Genomic DNA, 19991 nt, shown 5'->3' with positions numbered 1-19991 from the left:
TGCCCTCACCCCGGCCCTCTCCCACAGGGAGAGGGAGAAAACACAACCCGTAGGCCCGTGCAAGCGTAGCGCCGCCGGGCGAATCAGGCAACGCTGCGGCCTTATGCCCTCACCCGGCCCTCTCCCACGGGGAGAGGGAGAACACCGGCGCCATTTCATTGATTTTTCACCCCGAAAAAGGTACGTTTTCGCCTTCATTCCAGCGTGGACATGCCAGCATTATGCCGATTATTCAGTCTGTTGAACGTGCGTTGCAGATCCTCGACCTGTTCAACGAGCAGGCCACCGAGCTTAAGATCACCGACATCAGCAAACTGATGGGGCTGAGCAAGAGTACCCTCCACTCGCTGCTGAAAACCCTGCAGCTTCACGGCTATATTGATCAGAACCCGGAGAACGGCAAATATCGCCTCGGCATGAAGCTGGTTGAGCGCGGTCATTTCGTCGTGGGCTCCATCGATATTCGCCAGAAGGCGAAAGGCTGGCTGACGGAGCTGTCCCAGCGGACCGGGCAGACCACCCATCTGGGGATCCTGGACGGTCGTGAAGGGGTCTATATCGAGAAGATTGAAGGCAAGCTGGCCGCCATAGCCTATTCGCGCATTGGCCGCCGCCTGCCGGTTCACGCCACCGCCATCGGCAAGGTGTTGATTGCCTGGCTGGGCGAGGCCGAGCTGAACACCCTGCTGGAGGGCTATCAGTACACCACCTCTACCCCTTCCACCCTCGCCTCCCGGGAAGCGTTAATGACTGCCCTGACGCAGACCCGCGAACAAGGCTATGCCCTGGACAGCGAAGAGAACGAGCAGGGCGTGCGTTGCGTGGCGGTGCCGGTGTGGAACCACGAATCCCGCGTGATTGCCGCCCTGAGCCTGTCGACCCTGACCTCGCGCGTGGACGATGCCGAGCTGGCTAATTTCCGCGAGCAGCTTCAGCAGGCCGGGCTTGAGCTCTCACGCGCACTGGGCTATACCGGCTCGTAGGTGAAGTAGTCGAAGTCCGCGTGGCAGCCGTCGCCGCTGATGTCCTCGCAGTGCAGTCCCACAAACGCGCCGGTGAAGAAGCCGCGTCCGCCGATGTAGTCGTCCGACAGCTTCCACGCCTCATACGTCACCGGCACGGCGTGCCACGTCTCGCCGTCGAACGAGTAGCTGTAGCGGTAGACCAGCGTATCCACGTCCACCCTTAGCCATACGCTCTCGGCCTGTTCCGGCACCGGAATCGGCTGCTCGTGCAGCGGCCACGACGGCACGTTGTGGTCGAGCTGAATAACCTTAATCGTTCTGCCCTGCCCCTCCTCGTAATCCACAAAGCAGTAGCTCCAGTTTTTGCTGTTGTAGTAGCAGGTCAGCCCCGCGCTCTGCTGGAAGTGGACCGGCGAGAACTGCATCCGCGTCTCGGCCCGGAAGGTGAAATGCTGCCAGCGGCGCGCCACGGTCGACTGGGTAAAGGTCGAGTTGAGCGAGTCGTTGCCGTAGAGCCGTAAGTAGCCCGGGCGGGCGGTAAGCGAGCCGAGGGTATCGTCGAACGGAATGCGCAGGGTCTGCAGTTCCGGGTCGAGCGAACTGGCGTCGAAATCGTCCCGCCAGATGCCCGGAACGGCTACAGGCTGCTCCGCCATCTGCGGGCCTTTCAAGGTCAGCTGCGCGTGCTTGCCGCCTTCCACGTACGGCCAGCCGTCGCGCCATTCAATGCGGGCGATGCCGGTCTCGCGCCCCAGCGGGCAGTAGCCGCGCCCGCCGGAGGCCAGCAGCGGCACGCCGGGCAGGCGCAGCGGGCGGCTGGTGAGGTAGGCCATATACCACTCCCCGGTGTGGGTCTGCAGCAGCGAGCCGTGGCCGCTCTTTTGCAGCGGGTTCTCCGGCAGGTGCCAGCTGGTCATCATCGTCACGTCCGGGTGCAGCTCGTACGGCCCGTCGATGGTTTTTGCGCGCAGCACCACGACGGCGTGCTCGTAGGTGGTGCCGCCCTCGGCAACCATCAGGTAGTACCATCCCGCGTGGCGATAAAGATGCGCCCCTTCGGTGTAGCAGAGCGGCGTGCCGGTAAACAGAGTTTTGCGCTCGGGCGAGAGCGTGCCGGTCTGCGGATCAAACTCCTGCATCACGATGGTGTTGTGCGGGTTGCTGTGGTGGCGCGGCCCCCACGGGCGGTAGAGGTAGTATTTGCGGCCATCGTCGTCGTGGAACAGGGAGGGATCGAACCCGCCGTTGCCCATCGGGATCGGCTCGCTCCACGGCCCCTCAATGGACGGCGCGGTGACGAGAAAATTGCGGCCGTTTTTCCACGGCGAGTCTACAATCTTCACGTCGGTGTAGAGCAGCCAGAACCTCCCGTCGGCGTAGCTCAGGCACGGTGCCCAGATGCCGCCTGAGTCCGGGTTGCCCTTCATGTCCAGCATCGACACGCGGTCCAGCGGGGTGCTGACCAGCGACCAGTTTTTCAGATCGCGGGAGTGGTAGATGCGCACGCCCGGGAACCACTCGAAGGTCGAGGTGGCGATGTAGTAGTCCTCACCCTGACGGCACAGGGACGGGTCCGGGTTGAAGCCGGTGAGTATCGGGTTAGTAATTTCCATGTTGCCTCCGGTTAATGGGATGCGGCTGTCGCAGCGTCGGGAACGGCCTCGCCCTGCGACGCGCGGTGCTTGATCAGCTGCTGGCTGATGGCCTCCACGCGGGCGTCGGTGAGCTTGTAGAACGAAAGCATGATGAACATGCCCGCGTAGAGCACCACCGGCACCACGCAGAACAGAATTTTGATGGTGGTCAGCACCTCGACCGGCTGCACGCTGCTGCTGGCGGAGTAGTTCACGTACGCCAGGATCCAGCCCACCACCGCCCCGCCAATCGCCAGGCCAATCTTCAGGCTGAACAGGTAGGTGGAGAACACCAGCCCGTCGAGGCGGCGTCCGCTGCGGCTCTCCTCGTAATCCACCACGTCAGAGGCCATCAGCCACTGCAGCGGCGTGGTGGTGTTAAAGACGAACAGGAACAGAATGTTGAGGGCAAAAATCAGCGCGATGTGCTCCGCCGGGGTGACGAAAATCAGCAGGCTAATCAGCGAGTAAGCGACGATGATCCACTTGAAGGCGGTAACGCGGTCGAAGCGGCCCAGCAGGCGGGAGGAGCAGAGCGAGCCGAACATGGTGGCGAGGCTGCCGTAGAGTAAAAACTGGGTCGCCATCTCCGGGTGATCCATCACGTATTTCACGAAGTAGAGCGTCGCCCCGCCGCGCACCACGTTGGAGCAGGTCGCCATCATCTTGAAGGCACACATGATGCGCCACTGGCTGTTGCCCAGCAGCAGCTTAAGATCTTTCGCCACCGACGAGCCAGGCTGCACTTCAAAGGTGTAGCGCTCTTTGGTGGTAAAGAAGCAGACGTAGAGCAGCACCACGCCGCTCAGGCCCAGCACGCACATGGCGCCGAAATACCCCACCTGCTCGTTGCCTTTGCCAATGATGCTGACCAGCGGCAGCGCGATGCCGCTGATGGCGAGCGACCCCGCCGCCGCCAGGAAGAAGCGCCAGGACTGCAGGGCGTGACGCTCTTTCGGGTCGGCGGTAATGACGCCCGGCATGGCGCAGTACGGGACGTTAACGAAGGTGTAGACCAGAGTCAGCAGAATATAGGTCACGCAGGCGTAGATGATTTTGCCCTGCGCGGAGAAGTCCGGCGTGTAGAAGGTCAGCATGCAGACGATGCCAAACGGGATGGCGCCCCACAGCAGGAACGGGCGAAACTGGCCATGCCGCGTGCGGGTGCGGTCTACCAGCAGCCCCATCAGCGGGTCGGTCACGGCGTCGAGCACGCGGGAGACTAAAAACAGCGTCCCCATTATGCCCGCGGAGAGGCCGAAGACGTCGGTGTAGAAATAGGCCAGCAGGAACATCGTGGCCTGCCAGACGAAGCCGCAGGCGGTGTCACCCAGCCCGTAGCCAATTTTGTCTTTCATGGTTAATTGCGTCATCAGAATTACACCCTTATGTAGTGTGCTGAATTACAACATCGTGTTAATGGAGTGTAATGAGCTGTTCAATTAACCAGCAATGCTCATATCTTATTTCTGTATTACGTTATTTCGCTTTTGTGACGTCAACGATATATCGCAACTTATTGTTTAAATTAGTAAATTGCAGACACGTAAAAACCGCCCGCGGACTATTTTCCGCAGACGTTTTTCTCTCACAAAATAATTAAATACCGAGCGCTTTTTTACCGGCGTTAATTACCTCAATGATTTTATCGGTGTCATAAATACAGCCTTTCCAGGTGCCGCCGCTCACGGACTGTAATGCCGCCCACAGCCGGGTATCGTCCGGCAAAAAGTCGTGAGCGTGCAGGTCCGGATGCGTCTGCCGCCGTGCCAGCTCGCGCGCGCCCTCTTCCGGCGTCAGCGGGTTGTCCGCGGTACCGATAAAGTTTACGCTGCCTGTTAATGTCAGGCGGTCGACCGCAATCTCAATGATGTCGTTATCGCGCAGCTTGCCTATCGGCCCGCCCGCCAGCGCCTCCGGCGACACGTGGCCGAAACAGGCGCCCGTCGACACGCCCGAGAAGCGCGCATCGGTGATTAACGATACCGTTTTGCCCCACGAGATGTGTTTGAGCGCGGAGGTGAGCTGGTAGGTCTCCTCCATGCCGGTGCCGGACGGTCCACCGCCGATCACCACCATGATATCGCCCTGCTCAATCTCTTCTCGCTTGATGGCCCTGATCGCCTGCGCCTCCGAGACAAACACCCGCACCCGGCCGGTGTGGCGGTAAACGCCATCTTCACCGACGACCGACGGGTCGATCGCCGTGGCCTTGATTACCGATCCTTCCGGCGCAATGTTGCCCGTCGGGAAGCAGACCGTCGAGGTCAGCCCTTTCGCTTTTGCTTTTTCCGGCGGCAGGATCACGTCATCCGGCTCCACGCCGTCCTGCTCGCGCAGGCACTGGCGGAAGCGCTTACGGCGCTCCGAGCTCTGCCACCAGTCGAGGTTCTCGCCCACCGTCTGGCCGGTGACGGTCATGGCATCCAGGTGCAGCAGGCCGAGATCGCGCAGGTGGAGCATCACCTCCGGCACGCCGCCCGCGAGGAACGCACGCACGGTCGGGTGATAGTCCGGGCCGTTGGGCAGCACGCTCACCAGGCGCGGCACCCTGCGGTTGACGCGCGTCCAGTGTTCAACGTCCGGGATCGTGCAGCCCGCCGCGTGTGCGATGGCCGGAATGTGCAGCAGTAAATTGGTGGAGCCACCGAACGCCGCGTGGATCACCATCGCGTTTTCGATGGCTTTGTCGGTGAGGATATCGCGCGTGGTGATGCCGCGGTTATCCAGCTCGTTCACCGCCCGCGCCGACTGGCGGGCGATCTCCAGCCACACCGCCTGTCCGGACGGCGCCAGCGCGGAGTGCGGCAACGCCAGACCCAGCGCTTCCGCGACCACCTGCGAGGTGCCCGCCGTGCCGAGGAACTGACACCCGCCGCCCGGCGACGCGCAGGCGCGACAGCCCAGCTCGGCGGCCTCCTGCAAGGAGAGTTCATGGTTGGCGAAGCGCGCGCCGATGGTCTGCACCTTGCCCGCATCTTCCCCCACGGTCGGCGGCAGCGTCGCTCCGCCTGGCACCAGAATGGTCGGCAGGTCGTGCATCGCGGCCAGCGCAATCATGGTGGCGGGCAGCCCTTTATCGCAGGTTGCCACGCCGATCACCGCCCGCCGCGTCGGAAGAGAGCGGATAAGACGACGAAACACGATCGCCGCGTCGTTACGATACGGCAGGGAGTCGAACATGCCGTGCGTGCCCTGCGAGCGCCCGTCACACGGATCGCTGACGAAGGCCGCGAACGGGATCCCGCCGTTGCGCGTGATCTCCTTCGCCGCCGCCTGCATCTGCATGCCGATTTCCCAGTGGCCGGTGTGGTAGCCCAGCGCAACCGGGCGTCCGTCTCCGGCGCGGATGCCGCCCTGAGTACCGATAATCAGCACCTCTTTGCCGGTCAGCTTGTTGGCGTCCCAGCCCATCCCGGCGTTCTGCGTCATGCCGAACAGGTTGCCGCTGGGGGATTCCATCAGCATCTGCGGAGTCAGCGGCAGCGCGCCCTGCGGACCCGCCGCGTGGGTGATCACCGCATAAAACGCGTCGTCCTGTGGGGTGAAAATTTTCTCAATGGTCATCGTTATCGTCCGGCTCAGCAGAGCTTGAGCTGTTGTAGCAGGTTTTTCAGCTGCGCCTTACGCGGCTCGTCCAGCGGCGAGGCTGGTGGCAGGACGTGCGTAGAAATTGGACGACCGCAGAGCACGATCGCCTCTTTAATGACGTTCACAAACGGCGTATCCAGCTGATACATCTGCGGGATTTGCAGCAGGGTCTGATGATACTCAGCCGCTTTCGCCACGTCTTTATCCCGCCAGGCTTTCAGAAGATTTACCGACACCTGCGGAGCAAAGTTACCGCTGGCCGAGATCGCCCCGTCACCGCCGAGCAGCAGGGTATTGAACAGATGATCGTCGTAGCCGCAGAGCACGGTGAAGTGTGGATGGGCCGCTTTAACGGTGTGGATCATGCTGCGCAGGTGGGCGACGGAGTCGATGGTGTCTTTGATGCCGACGATGTTACTGCGCGAGTCGGCGAGGGTTTTCACCAGCGCCGGGGTCAGATCCTGCCCGGTCAGCGCCGGGAAGTTATAGAGCATCACCGGCAGCGTGACGCTGTCGGTCACCTGTTCGAAGTAGCGGATCAGGTTCGCTTCCGACACTTTCCAGTAGTAAGGGTTGATCACCACGATGCCGTCCGCGCCCGCCAGCTGCGCGTGCTGGCTCAGCTCAATGGTTTCCCGGGCGTTGGTGCCGCCGGTGCCGATCAGGACCGGCACACGACGATCGACATGATCGATCGCAAACCGGGCAATGGATTTACGCTCTTCGGCGCTGAGCTGGGAGAACTCGCCGCCGCTGCCCAGGAAGAACAGGCCGTCAACGCCTGCCGCGATCAGATCGTCGATCAGCGCGGCGGTGCCCGGCTTATCAAGCTGGCCATCGGCGGTAAAAATGGTGGAGACAGGGGGAATGATACCCGTGAACAACGCGGACTGCGGCATGTGATCTCCTTGCTGAATCATTTTGTTCTACATTATAGAACAGCGTTCATTAATTTAACGATCATACTATGACGGAGAAAAAGCACAGGTAAATGGGAGATGAGGAGGGAGTGCGGGAAGTTTAAGCTGGATCACATAATGTCCGCTAACCCCTCACCCCGGCCCTCTCCCCAAAGGGGCGAGGGTGGTAAAGTCCCCTCTCCCCTTTGGGGAGAGGGTTAGGGTGAGGGGTAAGGGTTACTCCACCAGCATCTTAACAACCACTTTCCTGACCTTAGCAGGCGCCCCCACCGCGCACAGCGGCTTATGCACTTCACCCGGCCAGAACACCACGAAATCTCCTTCGCTCAGCACCACGGTTTTCTCCTGCTCGCCTTCCGGCAGGAACGCGATGTCTTTGTCAGCCAGCCAGTCGGTGTCCGGCGTGCCGTGCGGCAGGGTGCTGAAGGTCATCCCTTCCTGCCCCTTCAGCACAATCTGAATATCCAGGTAGCGTGCATGGTATTCAGCGCGACGCTCAGCGAACGGCTGGGTCATGTCCTCCGATACCAGATAAAACAGGCTGTTGCCGCTGATGTCGTGCTTGCCGGTCGGCGTCGCGTCGGTGACGTGGGCCTTGACGTGCTCAATGGCCTGGCGCAGCTCTTCTGGTAGCCAGGACTGGAGATGATGAATATTGCCAATAATCATGATACAACCCTCAAATTAAAACATTGTTTCATTTTTATCTTTTATACGAGAATCGCCTCTCCCATACCAGCCCTTTTTAGACAAGATTTGCGCCAGCGCATGTTTATCGGAAAATGTGTTAATTCACTGTTAATTACATAAAGGCATTTATGCAGTCGTTATGCATAACCTCATTTCAAAAGCTTTACGCAACTTATCTAACTCGCTGAATTTAAAACGTAACTCACAAAACCTGTTGTTGCATCACACTTTATCACTTCGGTTATTTCCTTTAAAAATCCATAATTATTTATCGATTTCTCTTAAGTGAAAAATAGTTAACTGTCATTATTGCATAGCTATTCTCGAGGCAAAATTTTATTCATTAAAATCAACAGCATAACTAAATATTTCAAAACATGTAATTCTACAAAACAATAACAACCTCAAATATTGCCACCCGTTCCTGCTTAGCTATTCATCCCGTAATAATATGAAATTAATCATTATCTGATACGAATCATGCAATTGAAAATAAACTGCTCAATATCGGTTTTCGCGTGAGCAGCGTCACAATAACCATTATTTAAGCGCCTACTATGAATCACGAAATCAATTGAGCTTAGCCGCCATGAAATTAAACACATCACATGGCGCATGCCCTTTTTATTCTGAAAAACAGTTAAAGGAATAATTATGGAAAAGCATTACGTCGGTTCTGAAATTGGTCAATTGCGTAGCGTTATGCTGCATCGTCCTAATTTAAGTCTTAAACGTTTAACGCCATCGAATTGTCAGGAGCTGTTATTTGATGACGTGCTCTCGGTTGAGCGGGCGGGAGAGGAGCATGATATCTTCGCAAACACGCTGCGCGAGCAGGGTGTGGAAGTCCTGCTATTGACCGACCTTCTTACGCAAACGCTTGATATTGCGGAAGCAAAAGCCTGGCTTCTTGAAACACAAATCTCCGACTACCGCCTCGGCCCAGCCTTTGCCAGCGACGTCCGCGGCTGGCTGGCGGATATGCCGCACCGGGAACTGGCGCGCCGATTAAGCGGCGGATTAACCTACGGCGAAATTCCGGCGGCTATTAAAAATATGGTGGTCGATACCCACACGGCGAATGATTTTATTATGAAACCGCTGCCGAACCACTTATTTACCCGCGATACCTCCTGCTGGATTTATAACGGCGTGTCCATTAATCCGATGGCGAAACCCGCCCGCCAGCGCGAAACCAATAATCTGCGCGCAATATATCGCTGGCACCCCGCATTTGCCGATGGCGAGTTTATTAAGTATTTCGGCGACGAGAATATTAATTACGACCACGCCACCCTGGAAGGCGGCGACGTATTAGTGATTGGCCGCGGGGCGGTATTGATCGGCATGTCAGAGCGCACGACGCCGCAGGGCGTGGAGTTCCTCGCCAACAGCTTGTTTAAACATCGTCAGGCCGAGCGCGTGATCGCCGTTGAGCTGCCGAAACATCGCTCCTGCATGCACCTCGACACCGTGATGACCCACATCGACGTGGACACTTTCTCCGTTTACCCGGAAGTGGTGCGCAAGGACGCCCAGTGCTGGACGCTCACCCCGGACGGACGCGGCGGTCTGCTGCGTACTCAGGAAACCGACCTGCTGCACGCCATCGAGAAAGCCCTCGGCATTAACCAGGTGCGCCTGATCACCACCGGCGGCGATGCCTTTGAAGCCGAACGCGAGCAGTGGAACGACGCCAACAACGTCCTGACCATCCGTCCGGGCGTGGTGATCGGCTACGAGCGCAACGTCTGGACCAACGAGAAATACGACAAGGCGGGCATCACCGTGCTGCCGATCCCGGGCGACGAGCTGGGGCGCGGTCGCGGCGGCGCGCGCTGCATGAGCTGCCCACTGGAACGCGACGGAATTTAAAGGAGCCATCATGGAACGAAAACCCACTCTGGTTGTGGCCCTTGGCGGCAACGCGCTGCTCAAGCGCGGCGAGCCGCTGGAAGCGGACATCCAGCGCCAGAACATCGAGCAGGCCGCCCGCACCATCGCAGGCTTAACGGAGCAATGGCGCGTGGTGCTGGTGCACGGCAACGGCCCGCAGGTCGGGCTGCTGGCGCTGCAAAACAGCGCCTACGACAAAGTCACTCCCTACCCGCTGGACGTTCTTGGTGCAGAAAGCCAGGGAATGATCGGCTACATGCTCCAGCAGGCGCTGAAAAACAATCTGCCCCAGCGCGAGGTCAGCGTCCTGCTCACGCAGGTGGAAGTGGACGCCGCCGACCCGGCGTTCAGCAACCCGACCAAGTACATCGGCCCGGTCTACAGCGAAGCCCAGGCGAAAGCGCTGGCCGCGGAAAAAGGCTGGGTGTTCAAAGTCGACGGGGCCTATTTCCGCCGCGTGGTGCCCTCTCCGCAGCCGAAGCGCATCGTCGAGAGCGACGCCATTACGGCGCTTATTCAGCGCGACCACCTGGTCATCTGCAACGGCGGCGGCGGCGTGCCGGTGGTGGAAAACGCCAACGGTTATCGCGGCATTGAGGCGGTGATCGACAAAGACCTCTCCGCCGCTCTGCTGGCGCGGCAGATCGAGGCCGATGCCCTGCTGATCCTCACCGATGCCGACGCAGTGTACCTCGACTGGGGCAAGCCGACCCAGCGCCCGCTGGCGCAGGTCACGCCGGAACTGCTCAGAGGCATGCAGTTCGACGCCGGATCGATGGGGCCAAAAGTGGCCGCCTGCCGCGAGTTTGTTGAAGCCTGCAACGGCATTGCCGGGATCGGCGCGCTGGCCGACGGCGCGGAGATCCTGGCGGGCGAGAAAGGCACGTTGATTCGTAACTGAGCACCCATTTCCCCTCACCCTAACCCTCTCCCCAAAGGGGAGAGGGGACGATTACACCCTCTCCCCTTTGGGGAGAGGGCTGGGGTGAGGGGTAAGGTCTTAGACATTAATTTTAAAAAGGATTTACCCATGACCATCAACCTGAAAAACCGCAACTTCCTGAAACTGCTGGACTACACCCCGGCGGAGATCCAGTACCTGATCGACCTCGCCATCGAGCTGAAGGCGGCCAAAAAAGCCGGTCGCGAAAAACAAACCCTGGTCGGGAAAAACATCGCCCTGATCTTTGAAAAAACCTCCACCCGCACCCGCTGCGCCTTTGAAGTGGGCGCGTTCGACCAGGGCGCGCAGGTCACCTACCTCGGCCCAAGCGGCTCGCAGATTGGCCACAAAGAGTCGATGAAGGACACCGCGCGCGTGCTGGGCCGCATGTATGACGGCATCGAGTACCGCGGCTACGGCCAGGCCATCGTTGAGGAGCTGGGCGAATACGCGGGAGTGCCGGTGTGGAACGGCCTGACCGACGAGTTCCACCCCACGCAAATCCTTGCCGACCTGATGACCATGCTGGAGCACTCTCCGGGCAAAACCCTGCCGGAGCTGAGCTTTGCTTACCTCGGCGACGCGCGCAACAACATGGGTAATTCGCTGATGGTCGGCGCGGCCAAAATGGGGATGGATATCCGCCTTGTGGCGCCGAAATCCTTCTGGCCGGAGGCCGGGCTGGTTGAGCAGTGCCGCGCCATTGCCAAAGAGACCGGCGCGCGCATCACCCTCACCGACGATGTGGAAGAAGGCGTGCAGGGCACCGATTTCCTCTACACCGACGTGTGGGTTTCCATGGGCGAGCCGAAGGAGGCGTGGGCCGAGCGCGTTAGCCTGATGAAGCCGTATCAGATTAATGCGGACGTGATGAAGGCCACCGGTAATCCGAACGTCAAGTTCATGCACTGCCTGCCGGCGTTCCACAACGAACATACCAAAGTGGGCCGCGAAATCGAGATGGCGTACGGCCTGAAGGGGCTGGAGGTGACGGAAGAGGTCTTTGAATCCCCGAACTCCATCGTCTTCGACGAAGCAGAGAACCGCATGCACACCATTAAAGCGGTCATGGTGGCGACACTCGGCGACTAATCACCGCCCGGCGCGCCGCGGGGTCCGCCGGGTTCAGGAGAACATCATGGGCAAGTTCAAATTTCCCTCCGCTTATACCATTCTCTTTTTTCTGATTGCCGTGGTTGCCGTGCTGACGTGGATTGTTCCGGCCGGGCAGTACCATATGGCGATGAACGAGGCGCTCGGCAAAGAAGTGCCGGTTGCTGGCACTTACGCGCACGTGGCAGCGCACCCGCAGGGGCTCGTCTCCGTGCTGATGGCGCCGATTGCCGGGCTGTACGATCCGGAGTCCGGCCAGGCCGGGGCGATCGACGTGGCGCTGTTTATTCTGATCATCGGGGGATTCCTCGGGATCGTCACTAAAACCGGGGCGATAGACGCCGGGATCGAGCGCGTCACCACCCGACTGCGCGGCCGCGAAGAGTGGATGATCCCGATCCTGATGGCGCTGTTTGCCGCAGGCGGCACGATTTACGGCATGGCCGAAGAGTCGCTACCCTTCTATACCTTACTGGTGCCGGTGATGCTGGCAGCGCGGTTCGATCCGGTGGTTGCAGCTTCTACCGTGCTGCTCGGCGCGGGGATCGGCACGCTCGGATCCACCATCAACCCGTTCGCCACGGTGATCGCCGCCAACGCCGCCGGGATCCCCTTCACCAACGGCATCATGCTACGCATCGCGCTGCTGGTGATCGGCTGGATCATCTGCGTGGCGTGGGTAATGCGCTACGCCCGCAAGGTGCGCAAGGATCCGTCGCTGTCGATCGTGGCGGATAAGCAGGAAGAAAATCTCGCCCACTTTCTCGGTAACAAGGGCGAGCAGTCGCTGGAATTTACCCCGGTGCGCAAACTCATCCTGGTGATCTTCGCCCTCGCCTTCGCGGTGATGATCTACGGCGTGGCGGTGCTGGGCTGGTGGATGGCGGAGATTTCGGCGGTGTTCCTCGCCAGTGCCATTATTGTCGGGCTGATCGCCCGCATGAGCGAAGAGGAGCTGACCTCAACCTTTATCAACGGCGCGCGAGATTTGCTGGGCGTCGCGCTGATAATCGGCATCGCGCGCGGTATCGTAGTGATCATGGATAAGGGCATGATTACCCACACCATTTTGCACAGCGCCGAGGGAATGGTCACCGGATTGTCGACGGTGGCGTTCATCAACGTGATGTACTGGCTGGAAGTGGTGCTGTCGTTTCTTGTGCCTTCTTCGTCCGGCCTGGCCGTTCTGACGATGCCGATCATGGCGCCCCTTGCCGATTTCGCTAACGTCAACCGCGACCTGGTGGTTACGGCTTACCAGTCGGCGTCCGGCATCGTCAACCTGATCACTCCCACCTCTGCCGTCGTGATGGGCGGGCTGGCTATCGCCCGCGTGCCCTACGTGCGTTATCTGAAATGGGTCGCGCCGCTGCTGGGGATTTTAACGGTGGTGATTATGGTGGCGTTAAGCCTGGGCGCTTTGTTGTGATTTGCCGGATGGCGCTGCGCTTATCCGGCCTACGGATCGGTGCGGTGCCACCGGTTATTTCGGGAACTGATATGGGAACTATGATGGATTACGAAGAGTACTCTCCCAAAGAGCAACTACAGCTAACGGTCTGCCAGCGTCTGATCGCGGAAAAGAGCTATCTCTCCCAGGAAGAGATCCGCCGTGACTTACAGGAGCGTGGTTTTGAGACCATCAGCCAGTCCACCGTTTCACGTCTGCTCAAGTTGCTTGGTGTCATAAAAATTCGCAATGCCAAAGGGCTAAAGATTTATTCGCTGAATCCCCAGCTGCGCCCGGCCCCCGACGCGGCGCGTACGGTCTCTGAAATGGTGGTGAGCGTGGAGCACAACAGCGAATTTATCCTTATCCATACCGTCGCCGGATATGGCCGCGCGGTGGCGCGTATTCTGGATTATCACCAGTTACCGGAAATTTTAGGTGTAGTGGCCGGGAGCAGTATTGTCTGGGTCGCGCCCCGCGTAGTGAAGCGCACCGCGCTGGTGCATAAGCAAATTAATTATTTACTCAGAACGCATTAATATTCACAAAGAACCGTTTGCATTGAGTAAAGCGTGCATTAAATCGCTTGATCCCAAAAGCGAGCTGCGTATAATGCCCGACAATTTGCCGGGAGGAAGCATGGTCAAGCGTGTACGACATAACGTCTTACCGCGTCTGAAATCAGACGCTGGCCTGCCGTTTTTCTTCCCGTTGCTAAACCTATTCCCAGAGCCCCTCATTTGAGGGGCTTTTTTTTGCCCGGCGTCAGGAGATAAACATGAATCCGCTTTATCAAAAACACATCATTTCCATAAACGACCTCAGCCGCGAAGAGCTGGAACTGGTTCTGGAAACCGCGGCAAAACTGAAGGCCAATCCGCAACCGGAGCTGTTGAAGCACAAGGTGATTGCGAGCTGCTTCTTCGAAGCCTCGACCCGCACCCGCCTCTCCTTCGAAACCTCCATGCACCGTCTGGGCGCGAGCGTGGTGGGCTTCTCGGACAGCAGCAACACGTCGCTGGGCAAAAAAGGCGAGACCCTGGCGGATACCATTTCGGTTATCAGTACCTACGTTGACGCGATTGTGATGCGCCACCCGCAGGAGGGCGCGGCGCGTCTGGCGACCGAGTTTTCCGGCGGCATTCCGGTACTGAACGCCGGTGACGGCGCCAACCAGCATCCGACGCAGACCCTGCTGGATCTGTTCACCATTCAGGAGACGCAGGGCACGCTTGAGAACCTGAACATCGCCATGGTCGGCGACCTGAAATATGGCCGCACCGTCCACTCCCTGACCCAGGCGCTGGCGAAATTTAACGGCAACCGCTTCTTCTTTATCGCGCCGGACGCGCTGGCGATGCCGCAGTACATTCTCGACATGCTGGACGAGAAAGGCATCGCGTGGAGCCTGCACGCCAGTATCGAAGAGGTGATGGGCAACGTGGATATTCTCTACATGACCCGCGTGCAGAAAGAGCGTCTGGATCCGTCCGAGTACGCCAACGTGAAGGCGCAGTTCGTGCTGCGCGCCAGCGACCTTGAAGGCGCGCGTGACAATATGAAGGTGCTGCACCCGCTGCCGCGCATCGATGAGATCACCACAGACGTGGACAAAACGCCGCACGCCTGGTACTTCCAGCAGGCCGGAAACGGCATCTTCGCTCGCCAGGCGTTACTGGCACTGGTTCTGAATCGCGAATTAGCTCTGTAAGGGGAGACGACCATGACACACGATAACAAACTCCAGGTTGAAGCCATCAAGCGTGGCACCGTGATTGACCACATCCCTGCGCAGGTGGGCTTTAAACTGCTGACGCTGTTCAAACTGACCGAAACCGACCAGCGCATCACCATCGGCCTGAACCTGCCGTCGGGCGAAATGGGCCGTAAAGACCTGATCAAAATCGAGAACACCTTCCTGACCGACGAGCAGGTTAACCAGCTGTCGCTGTACGCGCCGGACGCCACGGTTAACCGCATCGACGATTACGACGTGGTGGGCAAATCCCGCCCAAGCCTGCCGGATCGCATCGAAAGCGTGCTGGTCTGCCCGAACAGCAACTGCATCAGTCATGCTGAGCCGGTTTCCTCCAGTTTCGCAGTGAAAAAACGCGCCAATGACATCGCACTCAAATGCAAATACTGCGAAAAAGAGTTTTCTCATTATGTGGTGCTGGCCAACTAATTGAGGTTGGTAATGAAATCCCGGCTGTTATAATGGCCGGGAACATTCTTAACGCTGTAATTCTGGAGAAAAAATGAGCAAAGTACTCGCGACGGAAAATGCACCAGCGGCTATCGGCCCATACGTTCAGGGCGTTGATCTGGGCAGCATGATCATCACTTCTGGTCAGATCCCGGTGAACCCAAAAACCGGTGAAGTGCCAGCCGACGTAGCGGCGCAGGCGCGTCAGTCGCTGGAAAACGTGCAGGCGATCGTGGAATCTGCCGGTCTGAAAGTGGGCGATATCGTCAAAACCACCGTGTTCGTGAAAGATCTGAATGATTTCGCGACCGTTAACGCCACTTACGAAGCGTTCTTCACCGAGCACAACGCGACCTTCCCGGCTCGCTCTTGCGTGGAAGTGGCGCGTCTGCCAAAAGACGTGAAAATTGAAATTGAAGCGATTGCCGTACGTCGCTAATTCAATTCAATTAAGAAAGGGCAGCTTAGCTGTCCTTTTTATTTCGACTATTTTTACTCTCCATATAAAATGACAAATCGCACCGTCCATTATTAAGCTTCTCCACCCGGTAATATTCTCTAATAATGGATGAGTAATGAAACTTTCAAAAATTGCACTTGCCCTCGCGACAGTGACCGTTGCATCGTCGGCATTTGCTCACGGCTATATTGAATCTCCAGCCAGCCGCGCCTATATGTGTAAGCTTGGCCAAAATATTGATTGCGGCGCTGTACAGTATGAACCGCAGAGCGTGGAAAAAACCTCCGGTTTCCCGACCGGCGCTATGCCGCCGGACGGCCAGCTCGCCAGTGCAGGTATTTCCCAGTATTCTCAGCTGGATAAGCAAAGCCTGAATGCCTGGACCAAAAACCCGATAACAGCAGGCCCGCATGAGTTCGTCTGGCATCATACTGCACCGCATAAAACCACTAACTGGCGCTATTACATCACCAAACAAAATTGGGATCCAAATAAGCCGCTGACTCGCGATCAATTTGAATTAACTCCATTCTGTACGATCAACGGAAATAGTCAGGCACCAGCCGTAACAAAATCCATGACTTGCAATGTTCCTGCGCGTACGGGGTACCAGGTTATTTACGGCGTGTGGGAAATTGCGGACACCTCAAATAGCTTTTATCAGGCCATTGACGTTGATTTCGGGAATGGTGGCAACGTTACCCCGGACGAAACGCCTGCGATCGTTTCCGAATGGAGCAAAACCCTGAGCGGCCAGATTGCCGGTAATAACCTGAACGTGGGCGATAAGGTTATCGCACGCTTCTTCGACGCCAACGGTGAAGTGACCGCCATGCGTACCGAAATGACCATCGGCTCTGCTGAACAAGGCGACGCTAACCAGTGGTCTTACGATCTGGCGCAGAAGATCAACACCGCTCAGAGCGATGTCCGCGTCGGTGTTAAAGATGAAGCCGGTGACATCAGCCCGGTTCACGGCGCCAACAGCGTATTCGTGAAAGAGGGCAGCACGCTGAAATCCGTTGCCATCTCCTATGAAGAGCAAAAAGCGCAGGTGAGCGAGACCATCGCCGTTTCCGATCTGCAATACAGCAAAATCGAACATGGCAACGCGACCGTCACCTTCCACGTCAACACGCAGGGTGACGTTAATTTTGAAGCGCACGTGATGAACCACCACGGTGCGGAAAAAGGTTACCTGAAGCAGGACATGAACAACGTCAATCAGGACGTGACCATGACGTTGACTGACGTGACGGCGGGACACCATATGCTGAAATACTACGCGACCAATAAAGACGGCACGATGTTCGCCCAGGACGTGCTGAACCTGATGCTGGAAAGCGATGCGGCTGCGGACAGCACCGGCCACCACGACTTTACCTTCCCGGACAATATCGCCTCGTACAAAGCGGGCACCGTGGTACTACAGCCAAAAGACGGTAAGACCTACGAATGTAAGCCTTTCCCGTACAGCGGCTACTGCGTGCAGTACAGCCCAACCGCAAACCAGTTTGAGCCTGGCGTTGGCGCGCACTGGAAAGAGGCGTGGGTGTTGAAGAACTGAGTGGAAAAACCTTACCCCTCACCCTAACCCTCTCCCCAAAGGGGAGAGGGTACCGATAGAGCCCCCTCGCCTGGCCCTCCCTCCAAAGGGGAGAGGGTACCGATAGTGCCCCTCGCCCCTATGGGGAGAGGGGTTGGGGTGAGGGGTATTTTTTTCTACTGATTCCGCGTCGCTCTGAGCAGCGTTTCCAGCGGGTACACCGCCGCAATCACCACTTCGTCCTGGATTTTCGCCGCGTTATCCAGTTCGCTCTGGATCGACGCGATCTCTTTATCATCCAGCGTTCCCTGACGCGCCACCAGATCCGTCAGCCTCAGGCCAATCGAGGCCAGCTTGTCCACCTCCTGAATTACCGGTTTGATGGCCTTCAACTGATAGCTGTTTTCGCTCAAGGCCAGCACGTCGCTGGTGTTGTTCTGCCAGCGGTTAAAGACGTGGCGCAGCGCGTCGGCGCTCTCCGTGTCTTCCGCATCGCTCACCAGACGGTCAGCCCATTTATTCATCTGACGCACGGTCGCACTTTCCGCGTTTAGCGCGTCAGCGAGCCGGTTGAGCGGCTCAAACTGATGATAGTTTCCGGCCTGGAACTTAAGATGCTGGCGGGTGTAATACTGCGCCGGTTCAAGCGCCTGGGCGAGGATTTGCAGCGGCAAGGTATCCGCATTATTAGCGAGGCGCGTGAACTGTACCTGCTGCTGGGTATGTTGCTGTAGCCCAACCGATACCGTGGACCAGCTGTCCATCGCCTGGAGCCGGGTATACATGTTGTCGATGTCGTTGACGTCCTTCGCCGACCAAAGCCGCTCCGCCACCGCAAAGGCGCGCGGCCACAGACGGATATCCAGCACTGGCGCGACTACGTTTTCCGCCCACAGCGCGGCTTCACCGCCGAGCAGATTGGCCTCGTTCGCCGGGTCCGGCACCACCGGCGGAACGCCTTTCGGCACCTCGTCCAGACGCGTGCCGCTAATCAGGTAGCGGGCGTTACCCACCAGGAAATAGCCGCTGAGCTTATCGTTCTCAACAGAAACGACCGGACGCGTTTCACCCATCCAGGTATCAACGGTAAACGTTACCTGATTGTCGTCCCGCCACTGAATGTTATCCACCGCCCGACGCGATTTCCCGGCAAAATCAATGAATCCGCGCCAGCCAGCATCGCCTTTCACCAGCGTAAAGCTGCCTTCCACCGGCTTGCCTTTCAGACGCGGCATCGAGAAAGCCCAGCTCTGGACGCTGTCGGTGTCTGCTATCACATCCACGCCGTTCAACCCCTGCGGCACAATTTCATTGCGGTAGTGGTAGGCGGTGGATTGCGGCTGATCAAGGTAGAAACCGGTAGAGAGAATGCCCTTATAGCCGTTCTGCGCCACCTGCCCCAGCGCGTCCTGTCCCTGCCAGGACTGGATCAGAATGCTTTTCGGCAGATCGGGATGGTAGATCTCATCCCAGCCAACCATCTGCCGGTGGTGCTTCTCAAGGATCGTCTCCAGCTTGCGGTTGAAATACGCCTGCAACGCATGGCTGTCCGCCAGTTTGTTGTCGCGCATGAATCTCTGGATCGCAGCGTTCGCTTTCCACTGGCTGTCGTCAACCTCATCGCCGCCAATATGCTGATACGGATCCGGGAAGATCGCCGCCAGTTCGCTGACCATCGCGTTGGCAAAGGTATAGGTCGCCTCTTTGGTGGGATCCAGCACTGGCTTAAGCACGCCCCAGTGGCGCTCCATGGCGTACGGCCCCGGCGCGCTCATCAGCTCCGGGTAGGCGACGGCAATCGCCGAGGCGTGGCCCGGCATATCAATTTCCGGCACCACGCGTATGCCGCGCTCGGCAGCGTAACGCACAATCTCGCGCATCTGCTCCGGGGTGTAGAACAGCCCATCGCTGGCAAGCTGGGTTAATTTTGGATAACGCTTCGAGGTAAAGCGCCAGCCCTGATCGTCCGTCAAATGCCAGTGCAGGACGTTGAGCTTAGCCGCGGCCATGCCGTCGATCTGGCGTTTGATATCGGGTAACGGGATGAAATGGCGCGCTGAATCGAGCAGCAGCCCGCGCCACGGGAAGCGCGGCGAATCTTCAATGGTAACCCACGGAATCGAGGTGTTTTCGGCACCGTTCTGCATCAGCTGGAGCAAGGTTTCCATGGCGCGCAGCGCGCCGAAGCGGGTGTTGGCGGAGATATTTACGCCGTTGGCGTCCACCGTGAGTTTATAGCTCTCATCGCTGTCCGGCAGCGGCTGCGGCTTCACTTTTTTCGCGATGGAAATAAGGATGGTTGGCTTGTCAGGTTTTTCGGCCTGCGGCTGTAGCGTCCAGCCAGTTTGCAGGGCGATGCGCTGGCGCAGGCGGTTGACCGCATCCCCCAGATCGTCGCCGCTGACGCTCACGGAGAGTTGATTGTTAAGCACCAGCGCACCCTGCGTGGTCGGGCGTTCAACCTTCACAGGCCAGGGCATTAAGGGAAGGTCGCCTGCCGGGGCGGCAAAGGCGGAGGCGCCGAGCATGAGCCCGGCGGTTAAGAGGCTGTACCGTAACATGAATGTTCCTTATCTG

The 19991-nt window shown here is 58.4% G+C and carries 17 protein-coding genes and 1 pseudogene; 11 read left to right on the top strand and 7 right to left on the bottom strand.

All coding sequences use genetic code 11. The annotated features are described in order from the left end of the window. The first annotated feature begins 221 nt into the window (after positions 1–221). On the top strand, positions 222–983 hold the full coding sequence (gene xynR / locus L350_RS09915; protein ID WP_032625583.1) for a DNA-binding transcriptional repressor XynR: 762 nt from the start codon (positions 222–224) through the stop codon (positions 981–983). Here xynR and L350_RS09920 read toward each other — a convergent pair. From L350_RS09920 to L350_RS09940, 5 genes are all read right to left on the bottom strand, one after another. Then, positions 968–2578 (bottom strand): glycoside hydrolase family 43 protein, encoded by a 1611-nt coding sequence (locus L350_RS09920; protein WP_032625246.1) that lies wholly within the window; start codon positions 2576–2578, stop codon positions 968–970. The genes xynR and L350_RS09920 overlap by 16 nt on opposite strands. Positions 2579–2589: 11 nt before the next feature. Next, positions 2590–3972, bottom strand: coding sequence for an MFS transporter (locus L350_RS09925; RefSeq protein ID WP_023299198.1), 1383 nt, complete (start codon positions 3970–3972; stop codon positions 2590–2592). Positions 3973–4198: 226 nt separating this feature from the next. Then, positions 4199–6166 (bottom strand): xylonate dehydratase YagF, encoded by a 1968-nt coding sequence (gene yagF / locus L350_RS09930; RefSeq protein WP_023299197.1) that lies wholly within the window; start codon positions 6164–6166, stop codon positions 4199–4201. 14 nt (positions 6167–6180) lie between these two features. Then, entirely contained in the window at positions 6181–7089 is a 909-nt protein-coding gene (gene yagE, locus L350_RS09935; protein WP_032625244.1) for a 2-keto-3-deoxygluconate aldolase, read from the bottom strand. 237 nt (positions 7090–7326) lie between these two features. Further along, positions 7327–7779: a YhcH/YjgK/YiaL family protein gene (locus L350_RS09940; protein WP_023305334.1), complete on the bottom strand. Its 453-nt coding sequence runs from the start codon at positions 7777–7779 to the stop codon at positions 7327–7329. A 675-nt stretch (positions 7780–8454) separates the two neighbouring features. Between L350_RS09940 and arcA the strand changes: the two genes are divergently transcribed. The 5 genes from arcA to L350_RS09965 all read left to right on the top strand — a co-directional run bounded on the left by arcA (position 8455) and on the right by L350_RS09965 (position 13741). Then, positions 8455–9675, top strand: a complete 1221-nt coding sequence (arcA, locus tag L350_RS09945; protein WP_023299194.1) for an arginine deiminase — start codon at positions 8455–8457, stop codon at positions 9673–9675. 10 nt (positions 9676–9685) lie between these two features. Next, a complete protein-coding gene (gene arcC, locus L350_RS09950; protein WP_022646884.1) occupies positions 9686–10597 on the top strand; it encodes a carbamate kinase in 912 nt (303 codons plus the stop codon). 129 nt (positions 10598–10726) lie between these two features. Then, entirely contained in the window at positions 10727–11731 is a 1005-nt protein-coding gene (gene argF, locus L350_RS09955; protein WP_003863360.1) for an ornithine carbamoyltransferase, read from the top strand. 46 nt (positions 11732–11777) lie between these two features. Then, positions 11778–13181, top strand: a complete 1404-nt coding sequence (locus tag L350_RS09960) for a YfcC family protein (RefSeq protein ID WP_022646882.1) — start codon at positions 11778–11780, stop codon at positions 13179–13181. 80 nt (positions 13182–13261) lie between these two features. Then, positions 13262–13741, top strand: coding sequence for an arginine repressor (locus L350_RS09965; RefSeq protein WP_003863366.1), 480 nt, complete (start codon positions 13262–13264; stop codon positions 13739–13741). Positions 13742–13744: 3 nt separating this feature from the next. On the opposite strand, the pseudogene L350_RS24275 reads toward L350_RS09965, so the two are convergent. Beyond that, positions 13745–13862, bottom strand: a pseudogene (locus L350_RS24275) (hypothetical protein). Between L350_RS24275 and L350_RS23320 the strand changes: the two are divergent. The 5 genes from L350_RS23320 to gbpA all read left to right on the top strand — a co-directional run bounded on the left by L350_RS23320 (position 13842) and on the right by gbpA (position 17435). After that, positions 13842–13946 carry a pyrBI operon leader peptide gene (locus L350_RS23320; protein ID WP_022646880.1) on the top strand — a complete coding sequence of 35 codons (105 nt, stop codon included), beginning with the start codon at positions 13842–13844 and terminating at the stop codon, positions 13944–13946. The pseudogene L350_RS24275 and the gene L350_RS23320 overlap by 21 nt on opposite strands. Positions 13947–13980: 34 nt before the next feature. Beyond that, positions 13981–14913: an aspartate carbamoyltransferase gene (pyrB, locus tag L350_RS09970; RefSeq protein WP_003863368.1), complete on the top strand. Its 933-nt coding sequence runs from the start codon at positions 13981–13983 to the stop codon at positions 14911–14913. A 12-nt stretch (positions 14914–14925) separates the two neighbouring features. Beyond that, positions 14926–15387 carry an aspartate carbamoyltransferase regulatory subunit gene (gene pyrI, locus L350_RS09975; RefSeq protein WP_003863370.1) on the top strand — a complete coding sequence of 154 codons (462 nt, stop codon included), beginning with the start codon at positions 14926–14928 and terminating at the stop codon, positions 15385–15387. A gap of 73 nt (positions 15388–15460) precedes the next feature. After that, positions 15461–15847, top strand: a complete 387-nt coding sequence (ridA, locus tag L350_RS09980; protein WP_003863373.1) for a 2-iminobutanoate/2-iminopropanoate deaminase — start codon at positions 15461–15463, stop codon at positions 15845–15847. A 136-nt stretch (positions 15848–15983) separates the two neighbouring features. After that, entirely contained in the window at positions 15984–17435 is a 1452-nt protein-coding gene (gene gbpA, locus L350_RS09985; RefSeq protein WP_032625241.1) for an N-acetylglucosamine-binding protein GbpA, read from the top strand. Positions 17436–17590: 155 nt separating this feature from the next. Here gbpA and L350_RS09990 read toward each other — a convergent pair whose 3' ends face one another. Continuing rightward, complete coding sequence (locus tag L350_RS09990; protein WP_032625239.1) at positions 17591–19975, bottom strand: beta-N-acetylhexosaminidase; 2385 nt, start codon at positions 19973–19975, stop codon at positions 17591–17593. Positions 19976–19991: the final 16 nt, after the last annotated feature.

The organism is Enterobacter sp. MGH 4 (assembly GCF_000534735.1).
GTDB lineage: Bacteria > Pseudomonadota > Gammaproteobacteria > Enterobacterales > Enterobacteriaceae > Enterobacter > Enterobacter intestinihominis.
Note: the sequence above shows the minus strand (reverse complement) of the source record. Positions and strands in the feature narration are given on the sequence as shown.